This window comes from Carboxylicivirga marina, from assembly GCF_016612505.1.
Classification (GTDB): Bacteria; Bacteroidota; Bacteroidia; order Bacteroidales; family Marinilabiliaceae; genus Carboxylicivirga; species Carboxylicivirga marina.
Map to the genome: position 1 here is coordinate 1 of NZ_JAENRR010000100.1, position 12,248 is coordinate 12,248.

At 36.7% G+C, this 12,248-nt stretch carries 13 protein-coding genes and 1 tRNA gene; 8 read left to right on the forward strand and 6 right to left on the reverse strand.

The features are described from left to right. Positions 1–176 precede the first annotated feature (176 nt). Positions 177–830, forward strand: a complete 654-nt coding sequence (locus tag JIV24_RS21210; RefSeq protein ID WP_200467092.1) for a DUF4956 domain-containing protein — start codon at positions 177–179, stop codon at positions 828–830. Between the two features lie 49 nt (positions 831–879). On the opposite strand, the gene JIV24_RS21215 is transcribed toward JIV24_RS21210, so the two are convergent. From JIV24_RS21215 to JIV24_RS21225, 3 genes are all read right to left on the reverse strand, one after another. After that, positions 880–1,593 carry a LytR/AlgR family response regulator transcription factor gene (locus tag JIV24_RS21215; protein WP_200467093.1) on the reverse strand — a complete coding sequence of 238 codons (714 nt, stop codon included), beginning with the start codon at positions 1,591–1,593 and terminating at the stop codon, positions 880–882. 70 nt (positions 1,594–1,663) lie between these two features. Beyond that, on the reverse strand, positions 1,664–2,344 hold the full coding sequence (locus JIV24_RS21220; RefSeq protein WP_200467094.1) for a TrmH family RNA methyltransferase: 681 nt from the start codon (positions 2,342–2,344) through the stop codon (positions 1,664–1,666). A gap of 85 nt (positions 2,345–2,429) precedes the next feature. Further along, on the reverse strand, positions 2,430–2,702 hold the full coding sequence (locus tag JIV24_RS21225) for an HU family DNA-binding protein (RefSeq protein ID WP_200467095.1): 273 nt from the start codon (positions 2,700–2,702) through the stop codon (positions 2,430–2,432). 248 nt (positions 2,703–2,950) lie between these two features. On the opposite strand from JIV24_RS21225, the gene JIV24_RS21230 reads away from it, so the two are divergent. Together JIV24_RS21230 and JIV24_RS21235 are read left to right on the forward strand one after the other, a co-directional pair. Then, positions 2,951–3,038 (forward strand) — tRNA-Ser (locus JIV24_RS21230). A 220-nt stretch (positions 3,039–3,258) separates the two neighbouring features. Next, the gene (locus JIV24_RS21235) at positions 3,259–3,810 is read left to right on the forward strand and encodes a WcaF family extracellular polysaccharide biosynthesis acetyltransferase (RefSeq protein WP_200467096.1); all 552 of its coding nucleotides are present in this window, start codon (positions 3,259–3,261) and stop codon (positions 3,808–3,810) included. Here the strand turns inward: JIV24_RS21235 and JIV24_RS21240 are convergent. Genes JIV24_RS21240 through JIV24_RS21250 form a run of 3 tightly spaced genes read right to left on the reverse strand, consistent with a single transcriptional unit; the run spans position 3,803 to position 6,752 of the window. Beyond that, on the reverse strand, positions 3,803–5,155 hold the full coding sequence (locus tag JIV24_RS21240) for a reductive dehalogenase domain-containing protein (RefSeq protein ID WP_200467097.1): 1,353 nt from the start codon (positions 5,153–5,155) through the stop codon (positions 3,803–3,805). The two genes, JIV24_RS21235 and JIV24_RS21240, sit on opposite strands and share 8 nt — an antisense overlap. A gap of 32 nt (positions 5,156–5,187) precedes the next feature. Continuing rightward, positions 5,188–6,126 carry a carbohydrate kinase family protein gene (locus JIV24_RS21245; protein ID WP_200467098.1) on the reverse strand — a complete coding sequence of 313 codons (939 nt, stop codon included), beginning with the start codon at positions 6,124–6,126 and terminating at the stop codon, positions 5,188–5,190. Positions 6,127–6,137: 11 nt separating this feature from the next. Continuing rightward, a complete protein-coding gene (locus JIV24_RS21250) occupies positions 6,138–6,752 on the reverse strand; it encodes an IMPACT family protein (protein ID WP_200467099.1) in 615 nt (204 codons plus the stop codon). Between the two features lie 260 nt (positions 6,753–7,012). Here JIV24_RS21250 and JIV24_RS21255 point away from each other — a divergent pair, with 260 nt between their 5' ends. From JIV24_RS21255 to JIV24_RS21275, 5 genes are all read left to right on the forward strand, one after another. Beyond that, entirely contained in the window at positions 7,013–7,441 is a 429-nt protein-coding gene (locus JIV24_RS21255; RefSeq protein WP_234445914.1) for a YybH family protein, read from the forward strand. 87 nt (positions 7,442–7,528) lie between these two features. Next, complete coding sequence (locus JIV24_RS21260) at positions 7,529–8,044, forward strand: KdsC family phosphatase (protein ID WP_200467101.1); 516 nt, start codon at positions 7,529–7,531, stop codon at positions 8,042–8,044. Between the two features lie 25 nt (positions 8,045–8,069). After that, a complete protein-coding gene (locus tag JIV24_RS21265; protein ID WP_200467102.1) occupies positions 8,070–9,011 on the forward strand; it encodes a geranylgeranylglycerol-phosphate geranylgeranyltransferase in 942 nt (313 codons plus the stop codon). 101 nt (positions 9,012–9,112) lie between these two features. Beyond that, positions 9,113–9,685: a Maf family nucleotide pyrophosphatase gene (locus JIV24_RS21270; RefSeq protein WP_200467103.1), complete on the forward strand. Its 573-nt coding sequence runs from the start codon at positions 9,113–9,115 to the stop codon at positions 9,683–9,685. Between the two features lie 22 nt (positions 9,686–9,707). Further along, positions 9,708–11,867, forward strand: coding sequence for a S46 family peptidase (locus JIV24_RS21275; protein WP_234445915.1), 2,160 nt, complete (start codon positions 9,708–9,710; stop codon positions 11,865–11,867). Positions 11,868–12,248: the final 381 nt, after the last annotated feature.

Consider the following 12,248-nt stretch of genomic DNA (forward strand, 5'->3'; position numbering starts at 1 on the left):
TTTAAGTTTTTTTGTCGAAACAAAAATATAGGATTCTGAGGGCTATTTAAAATTCCGACTTTCGGAGGCTAGTGATTCTTTGTGAATGAATTTATTTTTACGACATACTATTAATGTAAATAATCATTAGATTAGCCTTTAGTTATAAAATTGTTAACTATTCAACCTAAATATACATGGATTTAAGTTTGTTAAACGAAAATGTGCTCGATGCTGATGGCCTTATACATTTGTTAATCAGATTCGCCTTTAACCTTGCTGTAGCACTTGTTTTAGTGCGTGTTTTATATTATCAAAAAGCTCGACGAAAAGACTATCTATTTACTTTCCTACTTATTAGTACAATCGTTTTTTTATTGTGTATTCTACTTGAGAGTGTTAATCTCCAGTTAGGCTTTGCACTTGGTTTATTTGCCATTTTTGGAATTATACGGTATCGTACCACTCAAATTCCTATTAAAGAAATGACCTATCTTTTTATTACCATCGGAGTATCGGTAATTAATGCTTTGAGTGGTGAGAATGTGAGTACAGCTGAGTTAGTTATCACAAATTTATTAGTTATTGGAGTAACATTTGCTCTTGAGCGTGTTTGGTTACTTAAGCATGAGTCAAGCAAGCTGGTTGTTTATGAGAAGATTGAATTAATAACACCTGATAATTACGACAGTATGATTAGTGACCTAAAGGAACGAACAGGATTAAACATTCATAGGGCAGAGGTCGGTAAGGTTAACTTCTTGCGAGATACAGCCGATGTAATCATCTACTATTATAATAACGAAGTTAGTAATGTTACAGAGATGGAAATACGAGATGATGATGATTAAAGAGTTTATTCAGATAAAAAAGACCGTTTTAATAAACGGTCTCTTTTTTTTATCTGGTTATTAAGTTGATATCATCCATCAATTTGTCTTTGTATGATTTTCCTATTGGAATAATCTTAGATCCACCTTCGTAGTTAATAATAACTGAATTGTCTTCAATCACTTTAATTTTGTTAATGTTTACAATAAACGAGCGATGCACTCTCACATAACGTTCTGGCGGCATTTTTTCAGAAATGGCCTTCATTGTAAAGTGGATGGTGAACTTATCTTTGAATGTATTGAGAACCACATAATTTTCAAGTGCTTCAATCCATAAAATATCATCGTACTTAACGCGAACAAGTGAGCTATTATTTTTAACAAATATCTCATTGGTTTCACGAGTGATTGATTCCTTTTCTTCAAATCGCTCTCGAGCTCTTTTTACAGCTTTAATAAAGCGACCGTACTGTACCGGCTTAAGAAGGTAATCAGTTACATTATATTCGTACGAATCAATCGCATACTTTTCTTCCGAAGAATAAACAATAACCTGGGGAAGCTCATCGAGAGATTTCAAAAAATCAATACCACTCATCTCAGGCATCTCAATGTCTAAAAAAATGAGGTCGATAGTTTCTATATCAGGTTTGGACAGGTAATTAATCGCACTTACAGCACTATCAAAATTTCCCGCCAGATTCAAGTCGTCCGTTTTCTCAACAAATTCTTGAATAATCTTTGTTGAGAGTTTGTCATCATCAATAATAATGCAATTCATAGAATCTGATTTTCTTCAAAAATAAAAAAATATCGCCATTAATAGTTGTATCCCGTAGAAAAATTAACACTTAAAAATTGGTATTGTTTCTTTTATTAAATTCTTCTATCAGGAGGCCACTTTTTTTAATCGACTTTTTGAGCCATTCTAAATATAGCTCATTGAGCTGATTATTTGGTAGCTGCCAACTTATTTCACTGTTTCTTAATTGAGATGTAATGTGTTGAATTGATATGGCTGTGCAAACAGATATATTTAAACTTTCGGAGAAGCCAAACATTGGAATCTTCATAAATTCATCAGCTTCTTCTTTTACAATCTCTGAAATGCCATCCCGTTCATTGCCAAAAACAACAGCCAATTTTCCGTTATGCAGATTTAATGCTTCTAAATCGACATCATTATGATGAGGGGAAGTTGCAACGATGCGGTATCCATCATCTTTTAATTTGCGAAGGGCTTGTCGAGTATTATTTTTTTCTTCATTATACCGATGGAGGTGAAGCCATTTGGTTGCTCCGATTACAACTTGTGGGTTAATATTAAACGAATTTCGATTCTCTATTATATGCACATCCTGTACTCCAAAGCAATCACATGAACGAAGAACCGCACTTGCATTTTGGGTTTGATAGATATCTTCCAAAACGATTGTTAAGTAACGGGTACGTTGCTTTGCAACGTCTAAAAACTGCAATCTTCTTCCATCAGCTGAGAATTGTTCTAAAAAGCTAATAAGTTGAGTAATCATTTTGTTTTTAGATAAATAAAGTGTCGAAAGTAGAAAAAAAAAGAGAGTGCTAATGCACTCTCTTAATATTTTACGGTTGTTTCACTTAGTTAATAGCGTCACTTAGTTCGCTACCAGCTTTAAATTTAACAACTTTCTTAGCAGGAATTTCAATCTCCTTACCGGTTTGTGGGTTTCTACCGGTACGAGCACTTCTTTCAGAAACACCAAAAGAACCAAAACCTACTAATGCAACACGACCACCGTCTTTTAATGCTCCACCAGTTACTTTAATAAATGCGTCTAAAGCTTTTTTTGCGTCAGCTTTTGTTAATTCTGCTTCGCCAGCAATTGCATCAATTAATTGAGCCTTGTTCATAATACTCCTTAATTTTAGGGTTATACTAATTTAATTCTTAAACTTTCCTCTACAAATATATAGTATTTCCAATGTTTACCAAATGTTCAGCCAAAAAAGTCTAATAAAAATCAGCCTATAGAAGACTTATTATTTTCAATAAATATAAATATGAGGCAGAGCTTATTTTTTTCTATTAAATAGATTGGTTCGTAAGTGAAAATGTCTATATTTGCACCCGCATTGAAAGAAATGCGATAATTATTATTGGAGAGATGGCAGAGTGGTCGAATGCGGCGGTCTTGAAAACCGTTGTACCGCGAGGTACCGGGGGTTCGAATCCCTCTCTCTCCGCCAGTGAAAGCTTCATCATATTATTATGATGAAGCTTTTTTTATTTGTTGCTGACAATGTCTGTTGTTGGCCTGTTTTCATTGATATGTTAATACTTGATTTATATCACGAGATTAATAGTGTATTTAGTCTCTAATTTCTCTTGAGCTAATCCTAATAGCTGCCATTTGTGTGGAACATATAAAGATGTTACTTTCGGGTAGCAAATATTGCAGTTTCTGATATGACAAAAACAGATTTAACTATATACGACAATAGCTGGTTTGATGAAGGAGCCGGGTATTTTAAAAGAACCATTTGGTTTATTATAAATGCATTGTTTCTCATTAATCCACTTAATCCGTTGTCGGGGTTAAAAGTGTTTGTATTGCGTTTATTTGGTGCTAAAATAGGTAGAGGAGTAGTTGTTAAACCTGGTGTTAATGTTAAGTATCCTTGGAAACTTGTAGTAGGAGATTATACCTGGATTGGAGAGCGCGTGTGGATTGATAATTTAGAGAAAGTTACTATTGGGAAAAACTGTTGCTTGTCGCAAGAGTCATTTATTTTAATTGGAAACCATAATTATAAACAGCCCACATTTGATTTAATGGTTGAACCGGTTATTATCGAAGATGGCGTATGGTTAGGTGCTAGAAGTATTGTAACAGGAGGCGTTACATGTCATAGTCATTCAGTTTTATCTGTTAATAGCGTAGCTTCTAAATCACTTGACAGATATGGGATTTACAGAGGTAATCCGGCTCAAAAGATTAAGGAAAGAGAAATTAACTAGTAGTTTCGATCCAATTAGGAAGCTTTGCTGGAGCAGTTTTTCGTCCATAAAAAAAATCATCCATCTTAACGGCCCAGTATCTGAAATTAGGGAATTGACGGATACTCCATCTTATAATATTGTGCATTAAATTATTGGGGTGCGAATAAGGACATGTACTCATGCAACGGCCACAGTCAGTGCCAGCCATGCACCAATAGTTGAAGCACTTTTCTGAGTTAATTTGCCACCTGTTAACATTGTTGATGATTTTCTTGTCTGAATCAGGTATAGCTGAAGCCGGACAATTAACGGCGCATTTTAAACATTTTTCGCAAAAATCTTCGTAGCTATTGTCATATTGGCGCTCTTCAACAAGTAAAGGCATATTCGTGGTAATAACTCCCACTCGCACCCTAGGTCCAAATTCAGGTGTCATTAATAAGCCCATTCGACCTATTTCTCCTAAATTGGCATCTCTGGCAACCAATGGCGCCACTACTTCATAATTTCCATCAATATGTGCTCGTGCGTCGAAGCCACAGTTTCTGATAAACTGTGCCAGTTGAGTCGCAATAATCCCAGCTTTTAGATACTGTGTGGCAGATTCCATTATGATTGAACCTTTAGGGGCCGAGGCCACCATTTCATGATCCATTTCAACCGTAAAGGCAATGCCTATCTTGTGTTCTTGTTCGATAGGGCGATTGTATCGTTCACCTCTTCCACCAACCGAATACCAGTGGTAATTTTTCATTTTAGTAAAAGCAATAGAGGCGACGCCAGATTTTTTTGACCAATGCTTGATGAATTGACTGAACTGTTTGGGATTAATGTCGACTGGCTTATCTTTCACTTCTCCATTTACAAATGGGTGCAAGCCATCGACGATTGAGAAGATGGCATCGGCAGCATTGTATGATAAGGAATTGTAAAATTTTGATTGCTCACCGAGTAAACCGGCCATGCTTCTGAACTTGTCGTCGTTATCTTTATGGCTTGGGTATTCTTTGTAATATTCATTAAAACGTTCTGAGCCAGGTTTTAACTCTTTTCGAGCAAACATAATAGTACGTTCGTCAATGTTCCCGGTAGCTTTATCTTCCTCGATTGTCGGGAATAAAAACTTGGGCAGAAAGATGTATGTGGTGGTTAATAGTAATAGGATATCGATAATGATTAATATCCAGTTAAAATTGGCTGGTAATAGTAAAAGAGCACTTAAACAAACAATGGCAGGAATCAATACTAATGATTTAGCAACAACCTTGATTCTTTGTTCAATGAGTGATGTGAAAAACAAGAGAAGAAAAATACAAACGCTAAGAACTAAAAATGCGGCCAGAAAAAGCTTAAGATATATCATAAGGTCGTTATATATTTATGGGCGAGTAGTTGTTATTGGTTATGAGTAAACTTAAATAGTCGTTCTTCAAAGTCAGAACGACTTACGTATGGAACCTGACCACCAGCTACAGTTGTCGATAGCGCACCATTTTTGCCTGCCATGGCAATAGCGTCGTTTATATTTTTGTTTTCAGTTAAGGCAGTTAAAAAAGCAGCTGTAAAGGCATCTCCTGCACCAATGCAGTCCACAGGTTTTTCATTTAAATAGCTTGCAAACTCTTCTGTATTGTGCTTTGTAATATATTTAGAGCCTTTATTACCACAAGTGCAAATGATGGCATTCGAGATAAATTGTTTTAAGTTATTAATGTTAATGTTATTGCCCGAGAGAAGAAGTTCAAGTTCATTTTCATTAGGTAAGAAGTAATCTAAATACGGCAATAATAATTTCAGGTCTGTATCCCACTTTTCATCAACATCCCATTGAGGGTCAAGCGAAGTTCTTACACCATATGACTTTATCCTTTTATAGAGTTTAGGTAATGAGTCTCTATAGTTAGGTAGTACATAGGGGTTTGACAGGTGAAAGAAAGGAGTGGTTTTTATTAGTTCCCAGGGTAAGTCATCATGTGTAAGGGATGCCATAGCTCCACTGTGGGTTATGTTGGCACGCTCCTCCTTTTGCGCCATTACAACGGTTACCCCGGTTTTTAAATCATCTTTCTCAATCATATAATCTGTACAAACGCCATGAGATTCGATTGTTGATTTAAAAATCTGTCCAAAATTATCGTTGCCAATAGCTGCTACATAAGCTACTTTAGCCCCAAGACTTGCCATGTGAGCTGCCACGATTCCAGCCGAACTGCCCAAAGTAATCTCAAACTGATTAGCCAGTACTTCTGTCCCAAAGTCTGGGAGTTTGTGAAATTCATTGAATATTAAATCGATGTTGCAATCGCCGGCAATGACAATGTCAAATTTACTCATGTTTAGATTCTTCACTGGGTTTGTAAAAATTCAACTTCTGTTGATTCAACTTTTTCGAGTCTGTTTTTAATTTTTTCAACATTCGATTGACGGCATCCCCATTCAATGGAGCAGCGCAAGTTAAAATCTTGCTTATGAATATTTGGGTTTTCTTCTTTCATGATTTTCATAATGTCATTCATAACACCATAATCGAAGTTAACCCTATAAATGTCATTAATTGTTTTTTCTACGATAGTGCCATTGTTAATAGCGTCAATTGCAGCTTCCTTATACGCATGGATTAGTCCGCTGGTTCCAAGTTTAGTGCCTCCAAAATAGCGTATGACTACGATAAGTACATTTGTTATATCATAAGAGCGAATTTGACCCAATATAGGTTTGCCAGCAGTGCCCGATGGTTCACCATCGTCGTTAGCTCTATATCTTTTCCCATCGGTGCCTAGTTGCCACGCAAAGCAATGGTGGCGAGCATCGTAATATTGTTTTTTTAATTCATCAACGTGCGCTTTTATTGCTTCCTCAGAATAAACCGGGTAGGCGTAGGTTATAAATTTGCTTCCTTTCTCTTTGTATATGCCTTCCGATGGTTTGTCTAATGTGTTATATATATCAGGTGCATTCATGGTTTTGTGGAGCTTTATTGGTTGGTGAAAATAATAAAAAAAGTAATAGTGATTTGAGTCGAATAGATTGAGACCATTAGGAGTTTAACTCAAGTTGTGTTTTAGTTGGTAAATCAAAACTACCTTATTGTTGAACTTTACAATGAGAGTGTTGAAGATGTGATTAATTGACAATGGTTTGATTTATTAGGTTTTCAATTTTAAGTAAATGATTTATTGCTTAGTTTTAGTACATGAAAATGTTATTTACCTTAATGGCAATGAGCATAGTATTGGTAGCATGCTCTAATAAGCTCAAATCTTCTGAAGGGATTATTAAAGTTGATGTAGTAGCTAAAAACGATATCCTTACTCAAATGGAAGCTTCCAGGCGGTGTTGGGATAATGGCGATTTTAAAGGCTATATGCAGGTGTATTGGCAATCTGATTCACTGACTTTCATGGGGCTTAATAATCTTACTAAGGGTTGGCAATCAACACTGGATAATTATAAAAAAGGATATCCAACGGCTGATCATCGCGGTACATTGACTTATCAGTTTACGCATTTTAACCAATTGAGTGAAGCCTGCATTTTGGTAGTTGGTAATTTTCACCTGGAACGTAAAATGGGTAACGTCCAGGGTAACTTCTCATTGATTTGGAAAAAGATTGAAGGACAATGGCGGATTATTCTAGACCACACATAAATCAATAGCCAAAGTGATAAAGAAAACTTTCCATTATTATGATGAAGGGCCTTTTTGCTATCTTCGCGTTAAATGTAAAATGAGGCAATGAGTAATTTCAAAGAGGATTTAATGAAAGTGAAGGCATTTGTCTTCGATGTAGATGGCGTTTTATCGCAGCAAATGATACCTATGCACCCATCGGGTGAACCAATGCGAATGGCCAATATTAAAGATGGTTTTGCACTGCAACTGGCAGTTAAACTAGGTTATCCGGTGGCGATTATTTCAGGTGGAAATACAGCGGCCGTTAAAAAGCGATATGAAGGCCTTGGCGTACAGCATGTCTATCTTGGTATTTCAGAGAAATGGCCTTGTTTTGAGGAGTGGATGAAAGAAACGGGTATTAAAGCCGAAGAAGTGATGTACATGGGTGATGATTTACCTGATTATCCTGTTATGAAACGGGTAGGTATTCCAGTTTGTCCGGCAGATGCTGTTGAAGAAATTAAATCTCTGTGTAAATATATATCAGACCGTAAGGGGGGAGAAGGAGCTGTGCGCGATGTCATGGAACAGGTATTGCGTGCTCATGGAAAATGGGCATTAGATTATATTTGGTAATACAAACAACAAAGGACTAGGAGCAATGAATTACTTAAAACTTATTCGTTACAAAAATTTGTTAATGATTGGTGGAATGCAGTATGCATTGCGTTATGGCCTTATATTACCTATACTTGAACACTATAGCGTAAGTCCGGTATTGTCTCACTTGCGTTTTGCGATGGTGGTGGCATCTACACTGTTGTTGGCTGCTTCAGGATATGTAATTAATGATTATTTCGATATTCGAATTGACCGTATCAATAAACCCAATAAAGTTTTAGTTGGGCGATTCATTGCCCGCCGCACAGCATTGTTCTTGCATGTGCTGTTAACCATGGCTGGCATTCTATTAGGACTATTTATCGCTTATGTGGCACGTAAAGAAATATACGCACTTATGTATATTGCGGTGCCAATGTTGCTTTGGTATTATAGTACTACATTCAAACGCCACATTGTAATTGGTAATCTGGTTATCTCCTTCTTAACAGGTATTGTTGTATTGTTAGTTGTTTCTGTTGAGTTTGCCATGCTCACCAAAGTGCATGGTGCATCTATCATCCGTACCGAAGCATGCTCAACAGCCTGGTTCTGGACAACCGGATTTGCCATATTTGCCTTCCTGTCTAATTTTATACGAGAAATAATAAAAGATACAGAAGATATCAAAGGTGATAAGGCTGTTGGCTGTAAAACATTACCCATTGCTTTGGGTATAACACTTGCTAAATCATTTGTATTAATACTAGAGCTTGTTTCTGTTTTGGCCATCTGGGGTATTTATTTCTATGTTGATGAATTTCAAACAATACCATATGCTATCCCGTATTTGTTGATTGGCCTGACATTACCACACGTGGCATTAATGATTAAATGGATGAAAGCTAAAACGATTGCGGACTTCCACAAGGTAAGTGGCATTAGCAAAATTATCATTCTGATGGGCGTACTATTTATCCTGTTGGCGGGTCAGATGTTTTAAAACACATCTGGCTTCTTACACACTTAATCAATATACATCGGAAAGTAAATGTTTTATATTTGCGTTTCCTTTTTTATTCATGGATAAGTTAGAAAAGAAAAATGGTAAAGCATAAGGTAATATTGGCATCGCAATCGCCACGTCGTAAAGAGTTGTTGTCACAATTACAAATACCGTTTGATATATTGATAAAAGAAGAAGTTAAAGAGCTGTTTCCGGATGACATGCCGGCAGAAGAAGTACCTGTTTTTCTAGCTCAGCAAAAAGCCAGACCTTATAAAGATGATTGTGCGTTGGATGATATTTTGGTGATTACGGCCGATACCATTGTATGCTGCGATCATCACATACTTGGCAAGCCTTCCGATAGGGAAGAAGCAGTTGCAATGCTTCAAATGTTATCAGGCAAAGAACATGAAGTAATTACAGGTGTGGCTCTAACAACTTCTGAAAAACAGAAGACTTTCACCGTTTCTTCCAAAGTGTTTTTTAAAGAATTATCGGCTGATGAAATCGATTTTTACATTGACCATTATAAGCCTTTTGATAAAGCCGGAGCCTACGGTATTCAGGAATGGATTGGTATGATAGGCATTGAGCGTATTGAAGGTTCTTACTTTAATGTTGTTGGACTTCCGGTACAACGTTTGTATACTGAGTTACGAAATTTTTAAATCCAATTATAACAACAAAAAAATGATGAGGAAGATATTATTAACGTTGGTAGTTGCATTGTTTCTGCAAACAATGGCAAAAGCTGACGAGGGAATGTGGATTCCAATGTTGTTGAAAAAATACAACATTGAGCAAATGCAAAAGATGGGCTTTAAGCTCACTGCCGAAGATGTTTATAGTGTAAATGAAGCTTGTTTGAAAGATGCGGTTGTTATTTTTGGTCGCGGCTGTACAGGCGAATTAATTTCCGATAAAGGACTGATTGTTACTAACCACCATTGTGGATACGGACAAATTCAATACCATAGCTCGGTTGAGAACGATTATCTGACCGATGGCTTTTGGGCAATGTCTTCCGAAGAGGAATTGGTTAATCCGGGTTTAACAGTAACCTTTCTTAAGCGCATGGAAGATGTGACCGAACGTGTGCTAGAGGGTACTAGTGACGATATGAAAGCTGAAGAGCGTACCAAGCTTATCAACGAAAATATAGCAGCCATTAAAAAGGAAGCGATTAAAGATACACATTATGAAGCTGTACTAAAGCCATTTTTCCATGGCAACCAGTATTTCTTATTTGTCAATGAAATATTTAAAGATGTACGTTTGGTAGGTGCTCCTCCATCTGCTATTGGTAAGTTTGGTGGCGACACTGATAACTGGATGTGGCCACGTCATACGGGCGACTTCTCTATGTTTCGTATCTATGCCGATAAGGATAATAAGCCAGCTGAATATTCGAAGGATAATGTACCGTATAAGCCAGCTGAGCATTTTTCGGTTTCGCTAAAAGGCGTTAATGAAGGTGATTTTACCATGGTATTTGGTTATCCGGGAAGCACCTACCAGTATGTGCCATCGTACCATTTAGAGATGCTGACAGAAACGGTTAATCCAAAGCTGATTGATGTACGCACCGAGAAACTGGCAATTATGAATCGCTATCAGGAAGCAGATCCTGCTGTGCGTATTAAATATGCGGCCAAAAATGCACGTATCTCAAACAGTTGGAAGCGTTGGATTGGAGAAAATCGCGGTTTGGAAATATTGGATGCCATTAATAAAAAGCAGCAGTTTGAAGCTGACTTTACCAAGTGGGCCAATGCTCAGGCGCCTGAGTATGCCGAGCTGTTGAGTAAATATAAAACCGTTTATAAAGATTATACCAACTATAACCTGACTTATGGGTATTATCGTGAAATGATTCGTTCAAACGGAATGGAAATAGCTTATTTGGCTAGCCAAATGGAAGCTCTTAAAGCTTTATACGAAGCTGAGGAGCTGAATGAAGAGGCGGCAAGTAAAGTGAAGCAGAAGATGAACGAGCGGGTAGAGCTGTTTTTCAAAGATTACTACAAGCCATTGGATAAGGAACTTTCAGCCAAGTTGCTTGGTATGTATGCCACAAATATTGATGCGGCCTTCCAGCCTGATGTATACGCATTAATCAATGGTAAGTACAAAGGTAATATCAGCAAGTATGTTGATTATTTGTATGCCAAATCAATTTTTGACGACAAAGAAGCCGTGTTAGCTTTCATCAGCGACTTCTCAGTTAAATCAATCAAGAAGCTGGAGAAAGACCCTGCCTTTGTACTTAATAAGAGCTTTGTTGAGGTGTATGACGACAAGGTTTATCCACAAATAAAAAAGTATAGAACAAACTTAGCTGAGTTAAACAAGGCCTACATGGCGGCCCAAATGAAGTTTGAGTCAGATAAGGTATTTTATCCGGATGCGAACTTTACTTTGCGTGTATCATACGGACAAGTAAAAGGCTACACAGCTCGTGATGCTGTTTATTATAAACACTTCACCACACTTGAAGGCATCATGGAAAAAGATAATCCGGATATTTACGACTATCGTGTGCCGGCTAAGCTAAAAGAGCTTTATGAGAATAAAGACTATGGCCGCTACGAAGTTGACGGAACCGTGCCGGTATGTTTTGTGGCTACCAACCACACAACTGGAGGTAACTCGGGAAGTCCTGTACTTAATGCCGAAGGTCACCTGATTGGTATTAATTTTGACCGCGCCTGGGAAGGTGTAATGAGTGATTTGATGTTTAACCCTGAACAGTGCCGTAACATCTCATTAGACATGCGCTACGTATTATTTATTGTTGATAAAATGGCTGGTGCAGGTTATTTATTAGATGAAATGACCATTGTTGAATAAGTAATTTTAAAAGATAATGTTATAAAGGCTGTCGCATGAGCGATGGCCTTTTTTATAAACATTGATTTAAGAAGATGGTAAGAAAGTAATATATAATATTAATATGATATTAGCATATGTATAAATGTCTATATCTAAAATATAAATAATGTAATCTACATTCTAAATGTAGACATCTAATTAGTAAATGTAGATATCTAATAATTAAAAGAGAGATGCAAATAATGATTAGAAATGCCCAAATATTAATAAGATAAAGAATTATATATTATTCCGATGATTTTTAATGATTATATATTTAAATCATTGTTGTCCGGTAAACCGGAATTAATTTAATTTCATTCATATAAGTGCCTGATATTCAAATCAGACATTTTCATA

Bases quoted from the DNA above. Each gene is read 5' to 3' on its own strand.
- JIV24_RS21260 (WP_200467101.1), top strand. From the start codon at position 7,529: ATGAGTAATTTCAAAGAGGATTTAATGAAAGTGAAGGCATTTGTCTTC.
- JIV24_RS21255 (WP_234445914.1), top strand. From the start codon at position 7,013: ATGAGCATAGTATTGGTAGCATGCTCTAATAAGCTCAAATCTTCTGAA.
- JIV24_RS21240 (WP_200467097.1), bottom strand. From the start codon at position 5,155: ATGATATATCTTAAGCTTTTTCTGGCCGCATTTTTAGTTCTTAGCGTT.
- JIV24_RS21220 (WP_200467094.1), bottom strand. From the start codon at position 2,344: ATGATTACTCAACTTATTAGCTTTTTAGAACAATTCTCAGCTGATGGA.
- JIV24_RS21225 (WP_200467095.1), bottom strand. From the start codon at position 2,702: ATGAACAAGGCTCAATTAATTGATGCAATTGCTGGCGAAGCAGAATTA.
- JIV24_RS21270 (WP_200467103.1), top strand. From the start codon at position 9,113: ATGGTAAAGCATAAGGTAATATTGGCATCGCAATCGCCACGTCGTAAA.
- JIV24_RS21245 (WP_200467098.1), bottom strand. From the start codon at position 6,126: ATGAGTAAATTTGACATTGTCATTGCCGGCGATTGCAACATCGATTTA.
- JIV24_RS21210 (WP_200467092.1), top strand. From the start codon at position 177: ATGGATTTAAGTTTGTTAAACGAAAATGTGCTCGATGCTGATGGCCTT.
- JIV24_RS21265 (WP_200467102.1), top strand. From the start codon at position 8,070: ATGAATTACTTAAAACTTATTCGTTACAAAAATTTGTTAATGATTGGT.
- JIV24_RS21250 (WP_200467099.1), bottom strand. From the start codon at position 6,752: ATGAATGCACCTGATATATATAACACATTAGACAAACCATCGGAAGGC.
- JIV24_RS21275 (WP_234445915.1), top strand. From the start codon at position 9,708: ATGATGAGGAAGATATTATTAACGTTGGTAGTTGCATTGTTTCTGCAA.
- JIV24_RS21235 (WP_200467096.1), top strand. From the start codon at position 3,259: ATGACAAAAACAGATTTAACTATATACGACAATAGCTGGTTTGATGAA.
- JIV24_RS21215 (WP_200467093.1), bottom strand. From the start codon at position 1,593: ATGAATTGCATTATTATTGATGATGACAAACTCTCAACAAAGATTATT.